Origin of the sequence: Enterobacter sp. PL1 (assembly GCF_945957325.1) — a bacterium.
GTDB lineage: Bacteria > Pseudomonadota > Gammaproteobacteria > Enterobacterales > Enterobacteriaceae > Enterobacter > Enterobacter roggenkampii.
In genome coordinates this window covers 136,512-161,457 of the sequence record NZ_CAMFKT010000010.1, presented here as the reverse complement: position 1 = coordinate 161,457, position 24,946 = coordinate 136,512, and the positions used below count along the sequence as shown (strand labels likewise).

At 58.5% G+C, this 24,946-nt stretch carries 21 protein-coding genes; 17 read left to right on the top strand and 4 right to left on the bottom strand.

The annotated features are described in order from the left end of the window. Window positions 1–103 precede the first annotated feature (103 nt). From iraP to adrA, 4 genes are all read left to right on the top strand, one after another. The gene (iraP, locus tag N6P30_RS11690) at window positions 104–364 is read left to right on the top strand and encodes an anti-adapter protein IraP (protein ID WP_023293178.1); all 261 of its coding nucleotides are present in this window, start codon (window positions 104–106) and stop codon (window positions 362–364) included. 99 nt (window positions 365–463) lie between these two features. Continuing rightward, window positions 464–1,879 (top strand): alkaline phosphatase, encoded by a 1,416-nt coding sequence (gene phoA, locus N6P30_RS11685; RefSeq protein ID WP_021241677.1) that lies wholly within the window; start codon window positions 464–466, stop codon window positions 1,877–1,879. Window positions 1,880–1,968: 89 nt separating this feature from the next. Beyond that, a complete protein-coding gene (gene psiF, locus N6P30_RS11680; protein ID WP_008503278.1) occupies window positions 1,969–2,289 on the top strand; it encodes a phosphate starvation-inducible protein PsiF in 321 nt (106 codons plus the stop codon). A gap of 102 nt (window positions 2,290–2,391) precedes the next feature. Next, window positions 2,392–3,495, top strand: coding sequence for a diguanylate cyclase AdrA (gene adrA, locus N6P30_RS11675; RefSeq protein ID WP_023293177.1), 1,104 nt, complete (start codon window positions 2,392–2,394; stop codon window positions 3,493–3,495). Between the two features lie 16 nt (window positions 3,496–3,511). On the opposite strand, the gene proC is transcribed toward adrA, so the two are convergent. Further along, entirely contained in the window at window positions 3,512–4,321 is an 810-nt protein-coding gene (gene proC / locus N6P30_RS11670; RefSeq protein WP_021241675.1) for a pyrroline-5-carboxylate reductase, read from the bottom strand. A 97-nt stretch (window positions 4,322–4,418) separates the two neighbouring features. On the opposite strand from proC, the gene N6P30_RS11665 reads away from it, so the two are divergent. From N6P30_RS11665 to ppnP, 5 genes are all read left to right on the top strand, one after another. Continuing rightward, window positions 4,419–4,880, top strand: a complete 462-nt coding sequence (locus tag N6P30_RS11665; protein ID WP_021241674.1) for a YaiI/YqxD family protein — start codon at window positions 4,419–4,421, stop codon at window positions 4,878–4,880. 141 nt (window positions 4,881–5,021) lie between these two features. Continuing rightward, window positions 5,022–5,546 (top strand): shikimate kinase AroL, encoded by a 525-nt coding sequence (aroL, locus tag N6P30_RS11660; protein WP_032639634.1) that lies wholly within the window; start codon window positions 5,022–5,024, stop codon window positions 5,544–5,546. 44 nt (window positions 5,547–5,590) lie between these two features. After that, the gene (gene yaiA / locus N6P30_RS11655) at window positions 5,591–5,782 is read left to right on the top strand and encodes a protein YaiA (protein WP_008503272.1); all 192 of its coding nucleotides are present in this window, start codon (window positions 5,591–5,593) and stop codon (window positions 5,780–5,782) included. Window positions 5,783–6,019: 237 nt separating this feature from the next. After that, window positions 6,020–6,697: an AroM family protein gene (locus N6P30_RS11650; protein WP_008503271.1), complete on the top strand. Its 678-nt coding sequence runs from the start codon at window positions 6,020–6,022 to the stop codon at window positions 6,695–6,697. Between the two features lie 71 nt (window positions 6,698–6,768). Further along, window positions 6,769–7,056 carry a pyrimidine/purine nucleoside phosphorylase gene (gene ppnP / locus N6P30_RS11645; RefSeq protein ID WP_008503270.1) on the top strand — a complete coding sequence of 96 codons (288 nt, stop codon included), beginning with the start codon at window positions 6,769–6,771 and terminating at the stop codon, window positions 7,054–7,056. Window positions 7,057–7,104: 48 nt separating this feature from the next. Here the strand turns inward: ppnP and rdgC are convergent, their stop codons facing one another. Further along, complete coding sequence (rdgC, locus tag N6P30_RS11640; protein ID WP_008503269.1) at window positions 7,105–8,019, bottom strand: recombination-associated protein RdgC; 915 nt, start codon at window positions 8,017–8,019, stop codon at window positions 7,105–7,107. Window positions 8,020–8,142: 123 nt separating this feature from the next. Between rdgC and mak the strand changes: the two genes are divergently transcribed. Next, the gene (gene mak, locus N6P30_RS11635) at window positions 8,143–9,048 is read left to right on the top strand and encodes a fructokinase (protein ID WP_021241673.1); all 906 of its coding nucleotides are present in this window, start codon (window positions 8,143–8,145) and stop codon (window positions 9,046–9,048) included. 110 nt (window positions 9,049–9,158) lie between these two features. Here the strand turns inward: mak and sbcC are convergent, their stop codons facing one another. Together sbcC and sbcD are read right to left on the bottom strand one after the other, a co-directional pair. Beyond that, entirely contained in the window at window positions 9,159–12,290 is a 3,132-nt protein-coding gene (gene sbcC / locus N6P30_RS11630; RefSeq protein ID WP_023293176.1) for an exonuclease subunit SbcC, read from the bottom strand. Then, window positions 12,287–13,492 (bottom strand): exonuclease subunit SbcD, encoded by a 1,206-nt coding sequence (gene sbcD, locus N6P30_RS11625; RefSeq protein ID WP_032664034.1) that lies wholly within the window; start codon window positions 13,490–13,492, stop codon window positions 12,287–12,289. Before sbcD ends, sbcC begins: the two co-directional genes overlap by 4 nt. A 187-nt stretch (window positions 13,493–13,679) precedes the next feature. On the opposite strand from sbcD, the gene phoB reads away from it, so the two are divergent. The 7 genes from phoB to N6P30_RS11590 all read left to right on the top strand — a co-directional run bounded on the left by phoB (window position 13,680) and on the right by N6P30_RS11590 (window position 24,940). After that, window positions 13,680–14,369, top strand: coding sequence for a phosphate response regulator transcription factor PhoB (gene phoB, locus N6P30_RS11620; RefSeq protein ID WP_008503265.1), 690 nt, complete (start codon window positions 13,680–13,682; stop codon window positions 14,367–14,369). Between the two features lie 21 nt (window positions 14,370–14,390). After that, a complete protein-coding gene (phoR, locus tag N6P30_RS11615) occupies window positions 14,391–15,686 on the top strand; it encodes a phosphate regulon sensor histidine kinase PhoR (RefSeq protein ID WP_008503264.1) in 1,296 nt (431 codons plus the stop codon). Window positions 15,687–16,095: 409 nt separating this feature from the next. Next, the gene (gene brnQ, locus N6P30_RS11610) at window positions 16,096–17,415 is read left to right on the top strand and encodes a branched-chain amino acid transporter carrier protein BrnQ (protein WP_008503262.1); all 1,320 of its coding nucleotides are present in this window, start codon (window positions 16,096–16,098) and stop codon (window positions 17,413–17,415) included. 81 nt (window positions 17,416–17,496) lie between these two features. Then, the gene (gene proY, locus N6P30_RS11605; RefSeq protein WP_260629945.1) at window positions 17,497–18,870 is read left to right on the top strand and encodes a proline-specific permease ProY; all 1,374 of its coding nucleotides are present in this window, start codon (window positions 17,497–17,499) and stop codon (window positions 18,868–18,870) included. 162 nt (window positions 18,871–19,032) lie between these two features. After that, window positions 19,033–20,850, top strand: coding sequence for a maltodextrin glucosidase (gene malZ / locus N6P30_RS11600; protein ID WP_023293173.1), 1,818 nt, complete (start codon window positions 19,033–19,035; stop codon window positions 20,848–20,850). Window positions 20,851–20,936: 86 nt separating this feature from the next. Beyond that, window positions 20,937–23,558 (top strand): DUF2339 domain-containing protein, encoded by a 2,622-nt coding sequence (locus tag N6P30_RS11595; protein ID WP_023293172.1) that lies wholly within the window; start codon window positions 20,937–20,939, stop codon window positions 23,556–23,558. Then, the gene (locus N6P30_RS11590) at window positions 23,555–24,940 is read left to right on the top strand and encodes a DUF3999 domain-containing protein (protein WP_023293171.1); all 1,386 of its coding nucleotides are present in this window, start codon (window positions 23,555–23,557) and stop codon (window positions 24,938–24,940) included. Before N6P30_RS11595 ends, N6P30_RS11590 begins: the two co-directional genes overlap by 4 nt. The last annotated feature ends 6 nt before the right edge of the window (window positions 24,941–24,946 follow it).

Below are 24,946 nucleotides of genomic sequence, written 5' to 3'. Positions count from 1 at the left end.
TTTCCGTTTCTGTATCACTTTTGCATACCATAATTAATTTCTTCTCTTTGCATTATGGATTCAGAGTGATAACGTCAGATAAAACTGAAAAGGAACTGGCACGATGAAAAACCTCATTGCTGAATTGCTGGTCAAGCTGGCACAAAAGGAAGAAGAGTCAAAAGAGCTGGTGGCCCAGGTCGAAGCGCTTGAAATTGTGGTCACCGCGCTGCTGCGACAAATGGCGAAAACCGATCAGCAGGCGTTGATTGAGAGCGTGGAAGGCGCGCTGGAGAGCGTCAGGCCTGAATCGCAGGTACCGGTTGAAGATGCTGAGATGCTCCACCAGTACGTAAAGAAGCTGTTAAGGCATCCGCGCAGCTAAACCGTCACAGGACGTAACGACGTGTCATAGAATTGTCATGCAGGATGCCTATAGTCGCTCTGTTTTTATTTTTATGTATTTTTACATGGAGAAAATAAATTGAAACAGAGCGCACTTTTCATCGCATTACTTCCTCTGTTAATTACCCCTGCCATTTATGCTGACACGACGCAAACCAGCGTCCTGGATAATCGTGCGGCAAAAGGGGATATCACCCAGCCCGGCGGCGCGCGCCGATTGTCGGAAGATCAAACCGCCGCCATTCGCGCTTCGCTTAATGAAAAACCGGCGAAAAATATTATTCTGCTGATTGGCGATGGAATGGGTGATTCCGAAATCACGGCGGCGCGAAACTATGCCGAGGGGGCGGGCGGCTTTTTTAAAGGTATCGACGCATTACCGCTGACCGGACAATATACCCACTACGCGCTGGATAAAAAAACCGGTAAACCGGATTACGTAACGGACTCTGCGGCCTCGGCCACGGCGTGGTCCACCGGCGTGAAAACCTATAATGGCGCGCTGGGCGTGGATATTCACGAAAAAGATCGTCAAACCCTTCTGGAGATGGCAAAAGCGGCGGGCCTGGCGACCGGTAACGTCTCCACCGCTGAACTTCAGGATGCGACGCCTGCGGCGCTGGTGGCACACGTGACCTCGCGTAAATGCTACGGCCCGTCAGTGACCAGCGAAAAATGCCCAACGAACGCGCTGGAAAAAGGTGGCAAAGGCTCGATTACGGAACAGCTGCTGAATGCGCGTCCTGACGTGACGCTGGGCGGCGGCGCGAAAACCTTCGCGGAAACCGCGACGGCGGGCGAGTGGCAGGGCAAAACGCTGCGCGAGCAGGCGCAGGCGCGCGGCTATCAGCTGGTGAGTGACGCAAATTCGCTGGCGGCGATAACCGAGGCGAACCAGGACAAACCGCTGCTGGGGCTGTTCTCTGACGGCAACATGCCCGTGCGCTGGGAAGGTCCAAAAGCCTCATATCACGGCAATATCGATAAGCCAGCGGTGACCTGTACGCCTAACCCTAAACGCACGGACAGCGTACCGACGCTGGCGGCGATGACCGATAAAGCGATCGATCTGCTGAGCAAGAGCGAAAAAGGGTTCTTCCTGCAGGTTGAGGGGGCGTCAATCGATAAGCAGGATCATGCGGCAAATCCGTGCGGTCAGATTGGCGAAACCGTCGATCTGGACGAAGCGGTGCAGAAGGCGCTCGCGTTCGCGAAAAAAGACGGTAACACCCTGGTGATCGTCACTGCGGATCACGCGCACGCCAGCCAGATCGTTCCGCCAGATACCAAAGCCCCTGGCCTGACGCAGGCGCTCAACACCAAAGATGGCGCCGTCATGGTGATGAGCTACGGCAACTCTGAAGAAGAGTCTATGGAGCACACCGGCACCCAGCTGCGCATTGCCGCCTACGGCCCGCACGCGGCCAACGTGGTAGGCCTGACCGATCAAACGGATCTGTTCTACACCATGAAGGCGGCGCTGGGTCTGAAATGATAAATTCCCGGCGGAAATCACATCTGCCGGGTGGTTTTTTTCCTGTCACGAACCAGACTTACAGGGAATGTTCACAAAAGGATGGTGCAATGAAAACAACATTACTGGTTACTCTGCTCTCCGGCCTGTTCCTGGTCGCATCGGCGAACGCGGAAGAGAAAACATTAACGCCGCAGCAGCAGCGTATGACCACCTGTAATCAACAGGCGACGTCTCAGAGTCTGAAGGGCGATGCCCGCAAGACCTACATGAGCGACTGCCTCAAAAACGGCGCTTCAAAGCCAGCTGAAAAAAGCCTGACGCCTCAGCAGCAAAAGATGCGCGAGTGTAATGCCAAGGCAACCGAGCAGTCCCTGAAAGGGGATGACCGCAGCAAGTTCATGAGTGCCTGCCTGAAGAAAAAAGTGTAGTTCGAACGGGTGAGCGGCTCCGGCGGCTCACCCGAAATTTCATACTTTCCCCGCAGACCCCCTCTCTATAATTTGGGAAAATGTTTCAGAATATTCCCAAAAATGATGAATGATGAAACGTATTACAACACAAAGCGCATTCGGGAAGAGTGGAATTTAACCCTTTCTCAGGATGACCCTCACCGCGCCGGCATTCAGTTTGCCCGGCGCGTTCGGCTGGCGCGCGCCGTGGGGCTGGCAGCGATGTTTTTCCCGGTTGCGGGCATGCTGGTCACCCATTTTTTACCCGGAGGCTGGTGGCTTTTACTGGTGGGGTGGGCGTTCGTCTGGCCCCATTTCGCCTGGCAGTTATCCTGCCGGGCCGCGTCACCTCATCAGCAGGAAGAGTTCAATCTTAAGATCGATGCCATTATCGCCGGGCTCTGGATCGGCGTGATGGGGATGAGCGCGTTACCCTCGGCAGCGCTGGTGATGATGGTCGGAATGAATATGATGGGCTCCGGGGGCTGTCGTCTGTTTATCCCGGGGGTCCTGCTGACTCTGCTCTCCGCGCTGGTGACGCTGCCGCTTGTTGGGCGCGTGGCCGTCTTCAACCCCGACCTCGTGGAGTGGAGCTTAACGCTTCCCGTACTGGTGCTTTATCCCATGCTGTTTGCCTGGCTCAGCCACCGCACCGCCGTCAGGCTTGCTGAGCACAAGCAGCGGCTGGAAATGATGAGCACCCGCGACGGCATGACCGGGGTCTATAATCGCCGACACTGGGAAATGCTGCTGCGAAATGAATTTGAGCATTGCCGCCGCGATCGCTGCACCGCCACGATTTTACTGATTGATATTGACCACTTTAAAAATATCAACGATACCTGGGGGCACGCCGTGGGGGATGAGGCGATCATTGCCATCACGCGCCAGCTTCAGATGTCGGTGCGGTCAGGTGATGCCATCGGCCGGTTTGGCGGGGATGAGTTTGCGGTGATTATGTCGCAGACCGCAGCGGAAAGCGCCATCGCCGTCATGTCCCGGGTGCATGAGCGGCTGGAAACGCTGTCGCTACCGTGCGCGCCAAAAGAGGCGCTGCGCATCAGCGTGGGCGTTGCCCCCTGGGGGCCGCAGTTTGCACATTATCGGGAATGGCTAAAGGCGGCTGACGTGGCGCTGTACAGGGCGAAAAATGCCGGGCGCAGCCGCACCGAAGTGGCCGCCTGACGCCCGACTGAAACGATCAGGATTTACTCAGCTTCTCTGATTTTTCCATGCATTTTGCCATTGCTTCAATGACGGCCGAGCGGAATCCGCGCTCCTCCAGCACCCGCACCGCTTCGATGGTGGTACCGCCCGGGGAGCAAACCATATCTTTCAGTTCACCCGGGTGTTTGCCGGTTTCCAGCACCATTTTGGCGGAGCCCATGACGGCCTGCGCGGCGAACTTATACGCCTGGGCGCGCGGCATTCCGCCAAGCACGGCGGCATCGGCCATCGCTTCCAGGAACATGAAGACATACGCAGGCGCAGAACCACTCACGCCCACCACCGGATGGATCATCGATTCGGCAATCACTTCCGCTTCGCCGAAGCAGCGGAAAATGTTCAGCACATCGGCTACGTCTTCCGGGGTCACCAGCGCGTTAGGCGTGACGGAGGTCATGCCGGCGTTAACCAGCGAGGGGGTATTGGGCATTGCGCGAACAATTTTGCGGTCATGGCCCAGCGCGCGCGCCAGCTGGTCAAGCGTCACGCCCGCGGCAATCGACACCACCAGCGTCTCTTTATTCAGGCTGGAGGTGATGTCGCTCAGCACTTTGATCATGATGTTCGGCTTGACGGCGCCAAAGACGATATCGGCGACCTGGGCCACTTCCTGCGCGCTTTCGGCGGCGTTAATCCCGTATTGATCGCGCAGCGCGGCGACCTTGTCCGGTGACGGGGTATAGACCCAAATCTGACCCGGCAGCACCTGCCCGCTGGCGATCAGGCCGCCCAGAATGGCTTTGCCCATGTTACCGCAGCCGATAAACCCGATTTTCTTGTCCATCACGATCCTCCGTCATTATGCGTTGTTTTCTCTGATTGATAGCTTAACAACGAAATGCAGGCGACAATAGTCGGCAGAGTCATTATGGGGAGACAATATGGCGATTTGGGTTGATGCGGACGCGTGTCCGAACGTGATTAAAGAGATTTTATTTCGCGCCGCCGAGCGCGTTCAGATGCCGCTGACGCTGGTGGCGAACCAGAACATTCGCGTGCCGCCTTCGCGCTTCATTCGTTCTTTGCGCGTGCCTGCCGGATTCGACGTGGCGGACAACGAAATTGTCCGCCTGTGCAGCGCGGAAGATCTGGTGATCACGGCGGACATTCCGCTGGCGGCCGACGTGCTGGAGAAAGGGGCGGCGGCGCTCAATCCGCGCGGTGAGCGATACTCGCCGTCGACCATCCGCGAGAAGCTTACGATGCGCGATTTTATGGATACCATGCGGGCCAGCGGCGTGCAGACCGGTGGGCCGGACAGCCTGTCACAGCGCGATCGCCAGCAGTTTGCTGCCGAGCTGGATAAATGGCTGCTGGAAGTGAAGCGCCGTACAGCGAAATGATAATTATTGTCAATGTGTGGTACAGTGTGGCCTCCACAGGGTTGTCATCCCGTACCGCTTTGCAGTAAAGTAATCGCAACATCTTCTGCAATTATTTCTTTACACTCTTCAGCCTTCCGGCATCAAGGGGAACACCTGGCTATGACCCAACCCATCTTTTTAGTTGGCCCCCGCGGCTGTGGGAAAACCACCGTTGGCCTGGAGCTGGCACGCGTGTGTCATCGCCAGTTTGTGGATACCGACCACTGGCTGCAAACCGAGGCCGGAAAAACCATCGCCGAAATTGTTGAGCAGGAAGGCTGGGAGAGCTTTCGCGCACGCGAAACGGCCGCGCTGAAAGCGGTCACGACCCCGTCCGCGGTGATCGCCACCGGCGGTGGCATTGTTCTGGCGGAGTGTAATCGTCACTTTATGCGCGAAAAGGGGATTGTGATTTACCTCAGCGCGCCGGTGTCGGCCCTGGTTGGGCGTCTGGAAGCCTTTCCGGAAGAGGGGCAACGCCCTGCGCTGACCTCCAGGCCGCTGAACGAAGAGGTGAGTGAAGTGCTGGCCGAACGCGATGCGTTATACCGCGAAGCGGCTCACCACGTGGTGGATGCGTCCGCTTCTCCCGAAGACGTTGTGATTCAGATTATTACCGCCCTGCGTTTGGCGTGTGCCAGCTAAGCGGCGTCTATACTTATAGCTCAGACATAAAAAAAGGATGAGCTATGCCAACAAGACCTCCCTATCCGCGTGAAGCGCGCATTGTGACCGTTGAAAAAGGCCAGACAGGTCACACTGTGACCTGGTATCAACTACGTGCCGATCACCCCAAACCCGACTCGCTGATCAGTGAACACGAGACGGAACAGGAAGCGCTGGATGCGAAGCGGCGCTATGAAGATCCCGACATAACCTGAGCGGTTTCCTAAACGCTCCAGGATCGTGCCTGAATCACACTTTTTACTCATCGTAAAAGTTAAGCAGGAGTTAATATTTAGTTAATACAAGTAACTCTGGTATCGGCAGGCGATCTTTACATTTCGGTGTCGGGATCACCTGCTACGCTTGGTGCTGTTTTGTTGAAAAAACGAACTGTGCAGCGTAGTGAGCCTGTACCTGTGTGCACGATGTTGGAGTAATGGAAGGCGATAAAGATGAAGGCAACGTTGGCGATCCTCACCATTGGTGTGGTCCCTGTAAGCGAAGTGTTACCGCTCTTAACCGAGCATGTATCTGAACAACAGATTACGCATCTCAGCCTGCTGGGCAAGATGAGTCGGGAAGAGGTCATGGAGGACTACGCTGTCGAGGCGGGGGAGGATCCCCTGGCGACGTTATTAAGTGACGGTAAACTGGCGCATGTTTCCCGCCAGAAGATCGAGCGCTCGCTGCAGGGCGTAATAGAAGTGCTCGATAATCAGGGCTATGACGTTATTTTGCTGATGAGCACCGCCCCCATAAAGGGACTTACGGCGCGCAATGCGATTTTGCTGGAACCGATGCGCATCATTCCGCCGCTGGTGGCCTCCATCGTGGATGGTCATCAGGTGGGGGTGATTGTCCCCATCGAGGAGCTCATGGATAACCAGGAGGCAAAATGGCACGTGCTGGAAAAAGTGCCCTTGTACGCGCTGGCCAATCCGTTCTGGGACAGCGAGGCCAAACTCATTGCGGCCGGGAAGGAACTGCTGGAAAGAGGGGCCGATGTCCTGATTCTGGACTGCCTGGGGTTCCACCAGCATCATCGTGATTTACTGCAAAAAGCGCTGGATGTGCCGGTGCTGTTATCCAACGTTCTGATGGCTCGCCTGGCCTCGGAACTGCTCATGTAATGATTTTGCGTGACAGGTGATGAGCATGGCCCCTATAGTGAATTTTTATCTAAAAATATAAGGGCCAGTTCATGCTTCAGAGTAACGAATACTTTTCCGGTAAAGTGAAATCCATTGGTTTTACCAGCAGCAGCACTGGCCGCGCCAGCGTTGGCGTCATGGCGGAAGGGGAATACACCTTCGGCACGGCGGAAGCGGAAGAGATGACGGTCGTCAGCGGGGCGCTGAACGTCTTACTGCCGGGTGAAACGGAATGGAAAGTTTACGCAGCCGGACAGGTTTTCAACGTCCCTGGCCACAGTGAGTTCCATCTGCAGGTGGCTGAACCTACCTCTTATCTGTGCCGCTACCTGAAATAAAAAATTAGCCGGGTGGCGCTAACGCTTACCCGGCCTACGGTTTGCCCGTTATCTCTGCGCTTCGCCGCCGAGACCTTCCACCAGATTCTGAATCAACGCCGCCAGCTCGCCGGTCATCAGGATGAAGTCCGCGTCGAAACGCTGAGCGTAATCTTCCCTGTCGATATCTTCATTCTGATCGCGCAGCTCGTCGCAGAACTTCAGACGCTTCACGGAGCCGTCGTCGCACATCACAAACTGAATACGCTGCTGCCAGTCGAGCGCCAGTTTAGTGACCACTTTACCCGCTTCGATGTGGACGGCGATTTCATCGCTCACCAGATCCTGCTTCTTCGCGCGGATCACGCCGCCATCTTCCAGCAGGGCTTTCAGCTCGGCTTCATCAAGGATCTGGAAACCCTGAGCCGCAGCACCGCTGCGTACCCATTCGGTCAGCGTCAGCTCGATCGGCGTTTCCAGCGCCAGCGGAACGACCGGTAAAGATCCGATGCTTTTACGCAGCAGGGCCAGCGTATCTTCTGCTTTCTTGGCGCTGGCGCAGTCCACCATGATCAGCCCGTTAACGGTGTCGATCCACATCATGGTCTGGCTGAAGCGGCTGAAGGCGCGCGGCAGCAGGGAGTGCAGTACTTCATCTTTCAGCGAATCTTTTTCGGTCTTTTTCAGCTTGCGGCCCTGTTCGGCTTCCAGCTTGAGAATTTTCGCTTCGAGTGCCTGCTTAACCACCGGCGTCGGCAGTATTTTCTCTTCTTTACGGGCGCAGACGATGATTTGACCCGTGCTGCTGGCGTGGGTCAGTGCATCGCTTTGTGAACCCATTGGCGGAACCCAACCGGTTTTCGCCATATCCTGGCTACCGCAAGGGGAAAAGGTATAAGCGGCTAACTGTTTTTCCATCTCTTCTGCACGCAGCGAAACGTCGCGGCTGAGACGGTAAACCATCAAATTTTTGAACCACAGCATGATAATTTCCACGGCCTTGTCGTTAAATCAGCGGGCATGATAACGAATTGTCGCATCGCTTGCATTGCTAATCGGGAAGCGTGCTTCTACTCTGTTGATAATCAAAATAATGAGGAGAGTCTTGTGCGTATTGGGATCGATTTGGGCGGCACCAAAACAGAAGTCATCGCACTGAGCGAGCAGGGGGAGCAGCTGTTCCGCCATCGTCTGCCAACGCCGCGCGATGATTATCACCAGACTATCGAGACGATTGCCAGGCTGGTCGAGATGGCCGAGCAGGCGACAGGGCAAACCGGCAGCGTCGGGATGGGGATACCGGGGTCGATCTCGCCGTATACCGGCGTGGTTAAAAATGCCAACTCCACCTGGCTCAACGGTCAGCCGTTTGATAAAGATTTAAGCGCGCGCCTGAAGCGGGAAGTGCGTCTGGCCAACGACGCCAACTGCCTGGCGGTCTCTGAGGCCATCGACGGCGCGGCGGCCGGTGCCCAGACCGTGTTTGCCGTGATCATCGGCACCGGCTGCGGTGCGGGCGTAGCGTTCGGCGGGCGCGCCCATATCGGCGGTAACGGCACCGCGGGCGAGTGGGGGCACAACCCGCTGCCGTGGATGGATGAAGACGAACTCAAATACCGCACCGAAGTGCCGTGCTACTGCGGAAAGCAGGGCTGTATTGAGACCTTTATCTCCGGTACCGGTTTTGCGACCGATTACCACCGCCTGAGCGGCCAGCCGCTCAAGGGAAATGAGATCATGCGTCTGGTCGAAGCGCAGGATCCGGTGGCGGAGCTGGCCCTGAGCCGCTATGAAATGCGGCTGGCGAAATCCCTGGCGCACGTGGTGAATATTCTCGATCCGGACGTAATTGTGCTGGGCGGCGGCATGAGCAACGTCGACCGGCTGTACGCCACGGTGCCGAACCTGGTGAAGCAGTGGGTCTTCGGCGGCGAGTGTGAAACGCCGATCCGCAAAGCCGTCCACGGGGACTCCAGCGGCGTGCGCGGCGCGGCGTGGCTGTGGCCAGAATAAACGGCTCTGTAAGCCCGGTAAGCGAAGCGCCACCGGGCGAATTCAGGTAGCCACAATAAAAAAGCCGGGTGGCGGCTACGCCTTACCCGGCCTACATGTGGAGTGGACCTTTACTGCACGGCAAATTCTTTATCCAGCTTGCTGTACCCCAGCCCGTTAATTTTCTTCACTTTGATCTGTACCGGAATACGCTCTTTCATCGCCTCAACGTGGCTGATCACGCCGATGGTTTTCCCGGTGGCGTTCAGCGCGTCGAGCGCATCCAGCGCCGTATCCAGCGTCTCACTGTCGAGCGTGCCGAACCCTTCATCCAGGAACAGGGAATCGATCCGCGTTTTATGACTTACCAGGTCGGAAAGCGCCAGCGCCAGCGCCAGGCTGACCAGGAAGCTCTCGCCGCCGGAGAGGGTACGGGTATCGCGGACCGCATCCGCCTGCCACGTATCCACCACTTCCAGCTCCAGCGCGTCGCTGGCCTTACGCTGCAATAAATAACGCCCGTGCAGGCGGTTAAGCTGCTGGTTTGCGAGCCAGACGAGATTGTCCAGCGTCAGCCCCTGGGCGAACTTACGGAACTTGTCGCCGGTGCTGGAGCCGATCAGTGCGTTCAGGTAACCCCAGTCATCTGCCTGGCGCGCGGCCTCTTCAATTTGCAGCATCAACGCCAGCTGGTGCTGCCGGTTATCGCTGTCCTGCTTAAGCTGCTGGCGGATCTCGCCCTGATGCGTGGTGTTCTCGCGCAGCTGTTGCGCCAGCTCCTGCAGCTGGCTTTGCAGCGTGGCGGCATCGGCGTCGAGCCCTTCCGGGCGCAGCGCCAGATGAGACTGCAGCTGCTGGTTAGCTTGCCCGCACAGCGCCGCGGCCTGCTGGATCTGGTTTTCCAGAGACTGTTTCAGCTGTTCGAGATGGTGAATGGCATCGTCATCCAGCAGGGCGGCAAGAAACGCGTCCTGGTCGGCAAAGCAGCTCGCCGAGCGCGCCGCGGTGAACTGCGTCTGCGACTGCTGCAGGCGCTCTCGCTCCAGCGCTTCCTGCTGCTGTTGCGCGGTAAGCTGGCTTTGCAGCGACACGCACTCGTCGTGGATGGTGCGCCAGTTATCAGGAATAACCGGTTCGGCGTCTTCGCTGTTCGCTGCCGGAAGCGCGTCGAGCAGCGGCTTCAGGGCGTTTATGCGTTCCTGAAGCACGCCGTGCTGCGTTTGCTTCTCCTGCCACTGCGCGAATTCAGCTTCACGGGCCTGAAGCCAGGCGGCTTCCTGACCCTCTTCAGGTGCGTTAAGCGAGAGCGCGAGCAGGGCATGTTCCAGCGCCTGCCGCGTGGCCGCCAGCTGCTGCTGATACTGCCGCTCCTGCGCGTCCTGTTCGTTGAGCTGGTTCTGCAGGGTGAGATGCTGACTGAGCTGATAAAGCTGGCGCTCGTACTGTTCCTGTTCGTTCAGCCATGGCGCGATATCGTCCTGAATATTCAAGGTAATGTTCAGGGACGTGCAGGCTGCCACCCACTCTTTAGTGAGCGCTTGCTCTTCCTGAGAAAGCGTCTTCGCGTCGTCTGTCTCGCGCTGGATCTGCTGAGTCAGGGCATTGACCTGTCCCAGCACCAGCAGGCCTTCCTCTTTAAGGGCGACGACCTCTTTTTCCAGGGCATCACGGCGGCGCTGGTTATCCGTCAGCTCAAGCGACTGATATTGCTCAACGGCGGGATGTTCACAGGAACCGCACAGCGGACAGGGTTTGCCCGCCTCAAGCCGGGAGCGGTAATGCTCCAGCTTCTTAATTGTCGCTTCGGTTTCGCACAGGGCTTTCAGGTCGAGATAGTGCTGGTTTTTCTCTTTGTACTGCTGGCGGCGCAGCGTCAGCGTTTCATTGAGTTTATTTTGTTCGGCCTGCGCCTTCTGCACGCTTTCACTGCTCTGGCGCAGGCGCTTTTGCAGCGGCTGATAGCGGGCATGCAGCGACGTCAGCTGCTGGCGCAGCGTGCGGGACCTGGACTGCTGCTCCATGGCCGCGCTGACCTCATCCGCCGTCAGCGTCAGCGCGTTTTCCGGCATCGCAGCCAGCCTGTTGCGTAATTCACCTATCCGCGCAGCAAGCGAGGCTAACTGCGTTTTATCACGGTTAAGCTGAGAGAACTGGGCGCGCCAGCCTGCAATCTCCTGGCCCAACAGACGATAGCGCTCGTGCTCCGTCAGCCACTGCGCCAGCGCCGTCAGTTCGGTCTGAAGCGGCTCGTGGTTACGCAGGGCGGTATTGCGAATACGTGAACGCAGCGCGGTTCTGGCTTGTAAGCGAGTATTTACTTCGATAATTCGCTGCTGCGTTTGTGCCAGACGCGCGGTTTGCTCCTGCTGATGTTCCCAGAGCGGGCGAAGCTGGGCGGCGGGCAGAGCGAGCTGGAGCTTTGCCAGCTCAGGCGCAGCGTCCGTCAGCGCCTGTTGCGCCTGCTGCTGCATTGCGGCGACGCGCTGTTGCTCGCGCACGAGCTCATCATGGCGCGTAAGCCACTGAAAATGTTTCTGTTGGTTTTGCTGCTGTTCCAGCAGGGTTTTCTCTGCGTCAGTAAGTGCCTGCAAACTTTGCTGTAACTGCTGCTGTTGTTCTTCGCTCAACAGCACGACGCCCGCCGCCTGCACCTCGCACTTTTCAAGCACGCTGCGGGCCGCTTTGTGTTTCTCAAACACCATGGCGGAAATCTGACCGTAGATTTCGGTGCCGGTCAGCTCTTCCAGCAGCTCGGCGCGATCGCTCGGTTTGGCATTAAGGAAGGCGGCAAACTGCCCCTGAGAGAGCAGCATCGAGCGGGTAAAGCGCCCGTAGTCCAGCCCGGTGAGTGCGGCGGTTTGCTCCAGCTTATCCGTCACTTTGTCGGCCAGGATTTTGCCATCTTCGCAGCGCGCCAGCTCCACGCGCGGCGCCTGCAGGTTGCCGTCCGGCTGGTTGCGCGCCCGGTTCTGGCTCCAGAAGGCGCGATAGGCGGTGCCTTTTACCTCGAACTCCACTTCCGCCAGACACTCGGCGGTGTCGCGGGTCATCAGGTCATTTTGCGCCTGGGAGACTTTATTCAGGCGCGGCGTTTCGTGATAAAGCGCCAGACAGATGGCGTCGAGCAAGGTGGTTTTACCTGCCCCGGTTGCGCCGGTGATGGCAAACAGCCCGTTGCTGGCAAACGGCTCAGCGGTAAAGTCAATTTTCCACTCGCCCTTGAGGGAGTTGAGATTTTTCAGGCGCAGGCTCAAAATTTTCATGCGTTTTCTTCCTCATCATTGAGCGCACGTAGGGTATGGCTGAACAGTTCGCTGAGCCTTGCGCGCTTCGCATCGTCAATCTCCTCCTGTGAGAGCCTGCGTTCAAATACCTCTTCGACCCCCAGTTCACTGAGCGTTTCGCGTTGAGCGCTTAGCAGAATTTTCTCGCGCTGCTCGCGGCTGCGGCGCACCAGCAAGACCTCTACCGGCAGGTCTTCGGTCAGCGCCTGGATTTTCCGCTGAATATCGTGCAGGTAGTCGTCGGTGGTGATTTCGATGTCCAGCCAGATGGGGGGATCTTGCTCGACGCCGCGCCACTGCTCCAGCTGGGCGGTGATGACATCGAGATCGCCTTTCAGCACCGCCAGCGGTTGAGTTACGGGCACCTCCAGCGTGTCGACGGCGCTGAGTTTTCCGTCGGAGAAGGTCACCAGATGTACGGATTTGGCTTTGCCCGTTTCGTCAAAGCTGAGCGAAAGGGGCGAGCCGCAGTAGCGGATGTGCTCGCAGCCGCCGACGATCTGCGCCCGGTGAATGTGCCCGAGCGCAATGTAGTCGGCGGGCGGGAAGTGCTGCGCCGGAAAGGCATCCAGCGTGCCGATATAGATGTCACGCACGGCGTCACTTTTACTGGCCCCGACGGTGGTGAGGTGCCCGGTCGCAATCACCGGAATCGGCTGGTCACCGCGCAGGGCACAGGCTTCGGCGTGCTGCTGGCGGTAATAGTCGGCGATCGCCTGTAACAAATGCTGCTGCTTTTCCGCGCCCGACAGCCCCGCCTGGCTTTGCACGATGTCGCGCGGACGCAAAAAGGGAATCGGACACAGTACCGCCCCGGGCGACCCGTCGCGCTTTTTCAGGATCTGCGGGGCGTGCCCGGCGCTGGCGACGACGGTGGTATTGAGAAACGCCAGGATGTCGCGGGATTCGTTAAGCGTCGCGACGGAATCATGGTTGCCGGCGACAATCACCAGATGACAGCCGGTTTGCTGCAGATTCACCACGAAGCGGTTGTACAGCTCACGGGCATAGCTTGGCGGCGAGCCGGTATCAAAAATATCTCCCGCCACGATAATCGCGTCCACCTCATGCGTCCGGGCCGTTTCCAGCAGCCAGTTCAGGAACGCTTCATGTTCAGCCGCACGGCTTTTGCTGTAAAAATTTTGACCCAGATGCCAGTCCGAGGTGTGAAGTATGCGCATAGCTGATCCGTGGCAAAAAAGAGAAAGCAGGATTATAAACGTTCAGAGAAGGGAAAATAACCGCTGTAATAAAACAACAGTTTGCCATTTATAGTGGTTCTGTTTTTCATAAATCTGTCATAAATCTGACGCATAATGGCGCCGAATTACAAACTTGTAACGTAAATAAGATAAGACAGGGCAAAGTATGGCGAGACGTATTCTGGTCGTAGAAGATGAAGCTCCAATTCGTGAAATGGTGTGCTTCGTGCTCGAGCAAAACGGCTTCCAGCCGGTTGAAGCGGAAGATTATGACAGCGCAGTGAACCAGCTGAATGAACCCTGGCCCGATCTGATTCTGCTGGACTGGATGCTGCCCGGCGGCTCCGGACTGCAGTTTATCAAACACCTGAAGCGTGAAGCGCTGACCCGCGACATCCCGGTTGTGATGCTTACGGCGCGCGGAGAAGAAGAGGATCGTGTGCGCGGTCTGGAGACCGGCGCGGACGATTACATTACCAAACCGTTCTCCCCCAAAGAGCTGGTGGCCCGCATTAAAGCCGTGATGCGCCGTATTTCGCCGATGGCGGTGGAAGAGGTGATTGAGATGCAGGGGCTGAGCCTTGATCCGACTTCTCACCGCGTGATGACCGGTGAAAATCCCCTCGACATGGGGCCTACCGAATTTAAACTTCTGCACTTCTTTATGACCCACCCGGAACGCGTGTACAGCCGCGAGCAGTTGCTGAATAACGTCTGGGGAACTAACGTGTATGTCGAAGACCGGACGGTTGACGTACATATTCGCCGCCTGCGAAAAGCGCTGGAACTGAGCGGCCACGATCGCATGGTGCAGACGGTCCGCGGCACGGGTTATCGTTTTTCTACCCGTTTCTGAACAATGACAGGAGTGTGACGCGTGCTGGAACGTCTGTCATGGAAAAGGCTTGTCTTTGAACTGATCTTATGCTGTATTCCGGCCTTCATTCTGGGGGCCTTTCTTGGACATCTGCCGTGGTTTCTGCTGGCGTCGGTCACCGGGCTGCTGATCTGGCATTTCTGGAACCTGCTGCGCCTCTCCTGGTGGCTGTGGGTTGATCGAAGCATGACGCCGCCGCCCGGAAGCGGCAGCTGGGAGCCGCTGCTGTACGGTCTGCACCAGATGCAGATGCGAAATAAAAAGCGCCGCCGCGAGCTGGGAAGCCTGATTAAGCGTTTTCGCAGCGGTGCGGAGTCGCTACCGGATGCGGTCATTCTGACCACCGAAGAAGGGACGATCTTCTGGTGTAACGGCCTGGCGCAGCAGCTGCTGGGCCTGCGCTGGCCGGATGATAATGGCCAGAATATCCTCAACCTTCTGCGTTATCCCGAGTTTACGCTGTACCTGAAAAAGCGTGATTTTACCCGTCCGCACAATCTCAAGCTCAATAACGGTCGCCATCTGGAGATCCGCGTGATGCCCTACAGCGATAAGCAGTGGCTGATGGTGGCGCGCGATGTCACCCAGATGCACCAGCTGGAAGGGGCGCGCCGCAACTTCTTCGCCAACGTCAGTCACGAATTGCGTACCCCGCTGACCGTGCTGCAGGGCTACCTGGAGATGATGCAGGAGCAAACGCTGGAAGGTGCGCCGCGTGAAAAAGCGCTGCACACCATGCGCGAGCAAACGCACCGGATGGAAGGCCTGGTGAAGCAGCTGCTGACGCTCTCGAAGATTGAAGCAGCACCCACGCTCGCGCTGAATGACACCATTGATGTGCCAATGATGCTGCGGGTCGTGGAGCGTGAAGCGCAGACGTTAAGCCACAAAAAGCACCACCTGACCTTTGAGGTCGACAACACGCTAAAGGTGCTGGGCAGTGAAGATGAGCTGCGCAGCGCTATCTCCAACCTGGTGTATAACGCGGTAAACCATACGCCGGAAGGGACGGAGATCGTGGTGCGCTGGCAGCATACTCCAACGGGGGCCGAGTTTAGCGTGGAAGACAACGGGCCGGGGATCGCGCCGGAGCATATTCCGCGTCTGACCGAGCGCTTCTATCGCGTGGATAAAGCGCGATCGCGGCAGACGGGCGGAAGCGGCCTGGGGCTGGCGATTGTGAAACACGCGGTGAATCACCATGAAAGCCGTCTCGATATTCAGAGTACCCTGGGTAAAGGAACCCGCTTCAGCTTCGTGATCCCGGAACGATTAATTGCCAAAAAGATCGCCTGACGGCAGGCGTGTCATTTTACCTTTCCACGGGTCAGCCATCGCTGGCCCGTTTGCTTTGCAGTCAAGCGAAACGCGTGTGAATTTTATACGGCTGGCTGTTTTTTGTTCGCATGATTAGCCATGGGTTTTTCTTATAATTAGCGTATTGTGCTGGAGTGTATTTTCATGCTGGCATATTGTTCTGGTTTTACGATCCCACCTTGCCTTTAAACGTTATAAGCGTTTAAATTGCCCCCCAGATACTGTCAGACCGACTGTATTTGCGTGGTAAATCGAAAAACTATTCTTCTCCACGCCAGGACGGGAGCATATCCCGCTAAAATTGAGCAAATTTTCGGCTGTATCGTCCCGTCAGGGGCAGCGAAAATCTCAATGTTTTCAACACCACATCCACAGGCAGTAAGGTTTTATGACCCATCACTTAAAATCGCGTGACATCATCGCGCTGGGCTTTATGACATTTGCGCTGTTCGTTGGCGCAGGCAACATCATTTTCCCTCCAATGGTTGGCTTACAGGCGGGTGAACACGTCTGGACCGCCGCGTTTGGTTTCCTGATTACTGCCGTGGGTCTGCCGGTGCTGACCGTCATCGCGCTGGCGAAAGTCGGCGGCGGTGTGGATAGCCTCAGCACCCCGATTGGCAAAGTGGCGGGCGTTCTGCTGGCTACCGTCTGCTACCTGGCCGTGGGTCCGCTGTTTGCCACCCCGCGTACCGCGACCGTTTCCTTTGAAGTGGGTATTGCTCCGCTGACCGGTGACGGCGCGATGCCGCTGTTCATCTACAGCCTGATCTACTTCGCTATCGTGATTCTGGTTTCCCTCTATCCGGGCAAGCTGCTGGATACCGTGGGTAACTTCCTGGCTCCGCTGAAAATTGTGGCGCTGATTGTTCTGGCGGTGGCGGCTATCGTCTGGCCCGCAGGCCCGATTAGCGACGCGATGGACGCCTATAAAAACGCCGCGTTCTCTAACGGCTTTGTGAACGGCTACCTGACGATGGATACGCTGGGCGCGATGGTGTTTGGTATCGTTATCGTTAACGCCGCGCGTTCCCGCGGTGTGACCGAAGCGCGTCTGCTGACCCGCTACACCATCTGGGCTGGCCTGATGGCCGGTGTAGGCCTGACGCTGCTGTATCTGGCGCTGTTCCGCCTGGGCTCCGATAGCGCGATGCTGGTCGATCAAAACGCGAATGGTGCGGCTATCCTGCACGCCTACGTCCAGCACACCTTCGGTGGTGCAGGCAGTATGCTGCTGGCGGCGCTCATCTTCCTGGCCTGCCTGGTTACCGCGGTTGGCCTGACCTGCGCCTGTGCTGAGTTCTTTGCGCAGTACCTGCCGCTCTCTTACCGCACCCTGGTGTTTATCCTTGGTATCTTCTCCATGGCGGTATCCAACCTCGGTCTGAGCCACCTGATTCAGGTCTCTATTCCGGTACTGACGGCGATCTATCCGCCGTGCATCGTGCTGGTGGTGCTGAGCTTCACCCGCCCGTGGTGGAACAACTCCTCACGAATTATTGCGCCAGCCATGTTTATCAGCCTGATTTTTGGTATCCTTGACGGGATTAAAGCATCAGCGTTCGCTGAAATTCTGCCAGCCTGGACACAGCGTCTGCCGCTGTCCGAGCAGGGTCTGGCCTGGCTGATGCCTACCGTTGTTGCACTGGTTCTGGCGGTTATCTGGGATCGTGCTGCAGGGCGTCAGGTCGCATCGAACGCCCATTAATCAACGGCAACAAACTGTTTAACCACGGGGCTTAAGGCCCCGTGGTTTTTTGTTTTTTTCGTGTTGAATGGCAAGATTTAAATGGAAAGCACTAACAAACTTAAACGTGGATTGAGCACGCGCCACATCCGCTTTATGGCGCTGGGCTCGGCTATCGGCACCGGTCTTTTTTATGGCTCGGCAGATGCCATCAAAATGGCCGGTCCAAGCGTGCTGCTGGCGTACATCATCGGCGGCGTGGCGGCGTATATCATCATGCGCGCCCTCGGCGAAATGTCGGTTCATAACCCCTCCGCCAGCTCCTTCTCCCGCTACGCGCAGGAAAACCTCGGCCCGCTGGCCGGGTTTATCACCGGCTGGACCTACTGCTTCGAAATCCTGATCGTGGCAATAGCCGACGTGACGGCGTTTGGCATCTATATGGGCGTCTGGTTCCCGGCGGTGCCGCACTGGATTTGGGTGCTGAGCGTGGTGCTGATCATTTGCGCCGTCAACCTGATGAGCGTGAAGGTGTTCGGCGAGCTGGAGTTCTGGTTCTCCTTCTTCAAGGTCGCCACCATTATCATCATGATTGTGGCCGGTTTCGGGATCATCATCTGGGGGATTGGCAACGGCGGGCAGCCGACCGGGATCCATAACCTCTGGAGCAACGGTGGCTTCTTCAGCAACGGCTGGCTCGGCATGGTGATGTCCCTGCAGATGGTGATGTTCGCCTACGGCGGTATCGAGATTATCGGTATTACTGCCGGGGAAGCGAAAGACCCGGAGAAATCCATTCCGCGCGCCATCAACTCGGTGCCGATGCGTATTCTGGTGTTTTATGTGGGTACGCTGTTTGTGATCATGTCCATCTACCCGTGGAATCAGGTGGGTACCAACGGTAGCCCGTTTGTCCTGACCTTCCAGCATATGGGCATTGCGTTTGCCGCCAGCATTCTCAACTTTGTGGTGCTGACCGCGTCGCTTTCAGCGATCAACAGTGACGTCTTTGGCGTGGGGCGTATGTTGCACGGCATGGCAGAGCAGGGCAGCGCGCCGAAGGTGTTCGCCAAAACCTCGCGCCGCGGCACGCCGTGGGTGACCGTTGTGGTGATGACCGTGGCGCTGCTGTTCTCGGTTTATCTGAACTACATCATGCCGGAGAACGTCTTCCTGGTGATTGCATCCCTGGCGACCTTCGCGACGGTGTGGGTGTGGATCATGATCCTGCTGTCGCAGATTGCCTTCCGCCGTCGCCTGTCGCCGGATGAGGCGAAAGCGCTGAAGTTCAAAGCACCTGGCGGGGTGGCGACCACCGTCGTGGGGCTGATCTTCCTGGTGTTTATCATTGGCCTGATTGGCTACCATCCGGACACCCGCATTTCGCTCTACGTGGGATGCGCGTGGATCGTGCTGCTGCTGGTGGGCTGGGTGTTCAAATGCCGCCGCGACCGTCAGCTGGCGGAAGCGCAGTAAGGTAAAAATGCCGGGTGGCGCTGCGCTTACCCGGCCTACACTCCCTTTTACCCCCCAAAAAACTCCTCCCCCGTCCTCCTCCCCCAATAAATCCCATCATGGTGAGCTATCCTTAACCACCCTGTGGCAAGGTGACGTCAATTTCATCAGAGGGGATTCGTGATGTTAAACGCCTGGCACCTTCCGGTTGCCCCATTTGTTAAGCAAAACAAAGACAACCTTGTGATTACGCTCTGGCTGGCGGGGGAAAACCAGCCCGATCGCGTGACGCTCCGCGCCGAAATCGATAACGAAGAGACCGGGTTGAAAATGCACAAGCTGCGCAGCCAGCCGCAGCCGGGGATCACCGCCTGGCGGGCGAATATCGACCTGAGTAGCGGACAGCCGCGCCGCCGCTACAGCTTTAAGCTTTTGTGGAACAACCGCCAGCTGTGGTTTACCCCGCAGGGGTTTAGCCGTTTCCCGCCTGCACGGCTGGAGCAGTTTGCGGTCGATTATCCGGATAACGGCCCGCAGTGGGTTAACGATCAGGTCTTTTACCAGATTTTCCCGGACCGTTTTGCGCGCAGCGAAAAGCGCACTGCCGACCAGGATAAGATCTATTACCACCATGCCGCGGGCCACGACATTATCCTGAATGCGTGGGATGAGCCGTTAACCGCGCAGGCGGGCGGCTCGACCTTCTACGGCGGCGATCTCGACGGTATCAGCGAAAAGCTGCCGTACCTGAAAAAACTGGGCGTGACGGCGCTATACCTCAACCCGGTGTTTAAAGCCCCGAGCGTACACAAATACGATACCGAAGATTATCGCCACGTTGATGAGCAGTTTGGCGGCGACGAGGCGCTGCTGCGCTTGCGTAAGAATACGCAAAAAGAGGGGATGCGCCTGATCCTGGACGGCGTGTTCAACCACAGCGGCGATTCGCATGCGTGGTTTGATCGGCATAACCAGTCGATGGGCGGGGCATGTCATAACCCGGATTCGCCGCAGCGCGACTGGTACAGCTTTAACGAGGAGGGCCGCGCGCTGGACTGGCTGGGCTACCCGAGCCTGCCGAAGCTGGATTTCCAGTCGCCAACGCTCGTTAATGAAATCTACGGCGGCGAAGACAGCATCGTCCGACACTGGCTGAAGGCGCCGTGGAATATGGACGGCTGGCGTCTGGACGTGGTGCATATGCTCGGCGAAGCGGGCGGGGCGCGGAATAACCTTCAGCACGTCGCCGGCATAACGCGCTCGGCAAAAGCCGCACAGCCGGAAGCGTTCGTTTTTGGCGAGCACTTTGGTGACGCGCGCCAGTGGCTGCAGAATGATGCGGAAGATGCGGCGATGAACTATCGCGGCTTTACCTTTCCGCTGTGGGGATTCCTCGCCAACACCGATATCTCCTACGATCCAAATCATATCGACGCGGAAACCTGCATGGCGTGGATGGAGAACTACCGCGCCGGGCTGTCGCATCAGCAGCAGCTGCGGATGTTTAACCAGCTCGATAGCCACGATACCGCGCGTTTTAAATCCCTGCTGGGCAAGGATGTCGCGCGTCTGCCGCTGGCGGTCACCTGGCTCTTCACCTGGCCGGGCGTGCCGTGCATCTACTACGGAGACGAGGTGGGGCTGGACGGCAACAACGATCCGTTCTGCCGCAAAACCTTCCCGTGGTCACCAGAGAAACAGGACAAAGTGCTGTTCAGCCTGTATCAGCGGCTGGCGAAGCTGCGTAAGCAGAGTCTTGCCCTGCGCTACGGCGGCTGCCAGGTGGTATACGCTCATGATAACGTCGTGGTCTTTGCCCGCGTTTATAACCAGCAGCGCGTGCTGGTGGCGATCAACCGGGGCGAGGCCTGCGAAGTGGTGCTGGATGATTCACCGCTGCTGAATGTCGCTGCGTGGAAGAGCAAAGAGGGCAAGGCGACAATACAGGACGGCGTGCTGGCGCTGCCTGCAATATCCGCGACGATCTGGTTCGGCAGCTAATACGCGTTTGTTTCCACCTTTTAAGATGGCGCAAATGCAACGATTTGTGTCAATCTTAACAGATCGTTTACGGTGAAGGTGGAAACATGGACGAGCTTTACATCCTTGGCTGTTTATTCCTGGTTTTTGCGCTGCTGGTTGCGCCCGTGCTTGCGGTTATCGGGTTTAATCGCAGTACGGCGGCGCAGCAGGAGATCGCCCGGCTACGCCAGCGCATAGAGGCGCTTGAGCAGCGCGGCGTGCCTGAGAACGCGTCGGAACCGGTGCAGACCGCCGCGCCGGAGGCAATTACCGCGCCAGTGGTGGAGGACGCTCTCCCGCCTGTCGACCCCTGGCGACCCGATATTCCCGCAGCGGTGGCAGAACCCGCTTCTTCCCAGGCCCCGACCCCTGCGGCAAAACAGCCTTCAGCCTTTGGCGGCATCCTGACGTCGCTGGCGCGCTGGTTCATGCAGGGCAATCCGCTGGCGAAGCTGGGCATTCTGCTGCTCTTCCTCGGCCTCTCTTTCCTGCTGCGCTATACCGTCGAACATTCCCTGTTCCCGCTTGAGCTGCGCCTCGTGGCAGCGGCGCTGTTTGCCGTTGTTCTGCTGGCGATTGGGTGGCGGCTGCGGCACAGGCAGCGGGTCTATGCGCTGATCCTCCAGGGCGGGGCGACCGGGGTGCTCTACCTGACGGTGTTTGGTGCCTTCCGGCTCTGGCAAATGCTGCCGATGACGCTGGCTTTTGCGCTGCTGGTGGTGATCTGCGCGGCGAGCGTCGGGCTGGCGGTGCTGCAGAAGGCGCTGAGCCTGGCCATGCTGGCGAGCCTCGGCGGCTACCTTGCGCCGCTGCTGTTGTCTACCGGGGGCGGCAGCTTTGTCGCGCTGTTCTCTTTCTATCTCCTGCTGTCTATCGGCATTCTTGCCATCAGTATCTGGCAGCACTGGCGCGAGCTGAACCTGCTCGGGCTGTTGTTCACGTTCGGCGTGGGCGGCCTGTGGGGGCTGAGTGATTACCAGCCTGAAGACTATTGGATCTGCCAGCTGTTCCTGATTGCCAATACGCTGATCTTCGGCGTGCTGAGCGTGGCGCTGTCGCTGCGGGCGCAGGAGAAAGGGAAGCAGATCGTTGACGGCGTGCTGCTGTTTGCCCCGCCGCTGATCGGCTTCGGGATGCAGTACGGCATGACCCGACACTGGGAATATGGCCCGGCGCTGAGCGCGCTGGGATACGGCGCATTTTATCTCACCCTCGCGTACCTCGCGCTGCGGCGCTATCCCTCCCTCGGACGGCCGCTGGTCATGGCAGCGCTGGCGATCGGCGGCGGGTTTGCCACGCTCGCCATTCCGCTGGCGCTGTCGGCGCGCTGGACGGCAATGGCCTGGGCGCTGGAGGGGCTGGGTATTCTCTGGCTGGGCGTGCAGCAGCACCAGCGGCGCATGAGCTATAGCGGTACGGCGCTGCTGGTGCTGGCCCTCGGCAGCGCGCTGTGGGCGCAAACGGACGGCGTTACGTCGCTGAGCCTGCTCCTTATCTTCGCCATCCTCAGCCTTTGCTGGCTGGCAGCGGCCTGGCTGTGGCGGACTCTTTTTCTGCCGGTCAGCTGGGCGCTGCTGGCAGGCGGGCTGCTGTTCTGGCTGGTAGCGCAGCTGGGTGCGTCGCAGCTTGTACTTACGAAAGAATTACCGATTCTGGCGGGCGTGCTGGCGCTGACGGCGGCGTCGGTCTGGGGCTGGCGGCAGGTGGCCGCTCGTCTGGCGTGGCGAGAGCTGGACGCCAGCAAATGGCTGCTGTGGCCGGTTATGCTGCTGATGGTGGGGTATCAGATCTGGCATCAGCAGATCGTTGCCGCCGGCTGGTCAAACCTGGCCTGGTGCGTTGCGCTTCCTGCCGCGCTGATGCTGCTGCGGCGCGATGGTGAAAGGGTTCTGCCGCGTATCGCGATGGGGCTACACCTGTCGCTGTGCTGGATGATTTTACTGGCGCTGGCCGCCGAGCTTTACTGGTTTGCCCGGTCTCTGCCGTGGGGCATGGCGGCCTGGGGCAGCGGATTAGCGATGGCAGCAGGCGGCGGGGTGATTATGGCGCTCTCTGCTGCGGTACGGCGTCGCGCGTGGCCGTTCCGGGAATGGCCTGCGCTCTATGCGTGTCTGGCACCGATCCCTGCCGTCGTGGCGCTGCTGGTATTGCTGGTGGTGACCAATTTCCAGGACGGCGTGGTCTATCGTCAAACCTGGCTCCCGCTGGTAAACCCGCTTGAGGAAGGCGCAGCGTTCGCGTTGCTGGGGCTGGTGGTCTTTTATCGGGCGGTGGATCGCTACTACCCGGCATTGCTTGCGCAAGCGCGTCCGTGGCCTGCCGTCGCGCTCATGGCGTTTGGCTTCTGGTGGCTGAACGGTGCGCTGATGCGAGCCCTGGCCTGGTACGGCGACGTGGCCTGGAATATGGCATCGCTGTGGGATTCGCGGCTTATCCAGACCAGCTTTGCCCTGTTCTGGATGCTGAGTGCGCTGGTGGTCATGATCCATGCCACCCGTCGGGCTTCCCGGCAGGAGTGGCTCTGCGGGGCCGCGCTGCTGGGTGTGGTGATGGTTAAGCTGATGCTGGTGGACAGCGCGGGCGGAGGCGGTCTGTCGCGCGCGGTGGCGTTTATCGGCGTGGCGATACTGGTACTGATAGTGGGCTATTTCTCGCCGCTACCGCCAAAAACAGGAGATAAAAAATGAAATGGATGAAAGCGGTAGCGTGTACCGCGCTGCTGGCGCTTTCCGGCCCGGCGTTCTGCGACGAGGTACCGGCGGAATCGCCACGGGACTACGCCTTTGGTCGTTCACTCGACACGTCCGTTCCTTCCCGGTGGTATCGAGTGATGCTGCCGCTTGCCGTCTATGAGCAGAGCACATCCGCGGATCTGCATGATGTTCGCGTCTTTAACCAGTCGGGTGAGCCGGTTCCCTTTAGCCTGATCGCCGCGACGCGCCCGCAGGCCATAGTGCAATCCACGGCGCTGCGCCTCTTTCCGCTGGATGCCTCGCCGCTCGCGGCTGCCTCAGACGCCGGTGACAGCGATAAGATCCGGCTCCGTTCCCGAAACGGCGTTGAGATTGTGCTGGAGGGGCAAAAAGCCGCCGCAGCCGGGCAGCATTACCTGCTGAGCTTGCCGGAGCAGACGACGGGTGAGCTGGCCATATCCCAGCTGCAGCTGCTCTGGAATACCCCGCAGACGCCGTGGCAGGGAACGGCGTCGGTCTATTACAGCGAGGATCTTAAGCGCTGGTATACCCTTCGCGAAGATATGCCGCTGCTGGACGTCGCCAGCGGCCAGGATCGCCTTAAGCTCGATCGGATCGATACCGACACGGTTTTATCTCCCGAGGCGAATCGCTATCTCATGGTGGTGCTGAATACGCAGAGCCAGGGGGTAACGTTGACCGGCGTAAACGCAATCAGCGCACCTGCGCAGGCGGCCCCGGAAGAGATCAATCTTGAGGGGGAAGGGGAGCAGTTATCGACAACCGAAGCGCAGTGGCGCTGGACGCGTCCGCAGCCGCTGAGCGCTGTTAGCATCTCGCTGAACGGCGATGGCGTCCTTCCCGTGGAGATCGCGTGGCGGCGTACGGAAAAAGACACATGGCATCCCCTGAAAAAAGAGGTGATTTACCGCCTGGAGGGGAAAACATCCGGACCGGTTTCGCTAAACGGGGACCTGGTGCAGGCCGTGAAAATCACGACGCTGAATGCGCGTCTGCCAGAATACCTGCCGAGCGTCACGGGGCATCGCGACCGCTATGACCTGGTGTTCAACGCGCAGGGTAAAGCGCCGTACGTGCTCGCCTGGGGCAACGGCGCCGCAAAGCCTGCACAGGTGGAACCTGACATGCTGATCCCAGCCGATCTGCGCAAGACCTATGATATGGCGAACCTGCCGCAGGCCGATATTCTGGATGATGTCGCGTTGGGCGGTGAGGGGCGGCTAAACGCCACCTCTGCAGGCGAGCGGGCGAGCTGGATGAACGCCCTGCTGGTGTGGGGCGTGCTGATCGCGGGCGTGCTCCTGCTGGCGGGCATGGCCTGGCGCATCTGGCGGGAAACGCAGCGCAAGGCATAAAAAAAG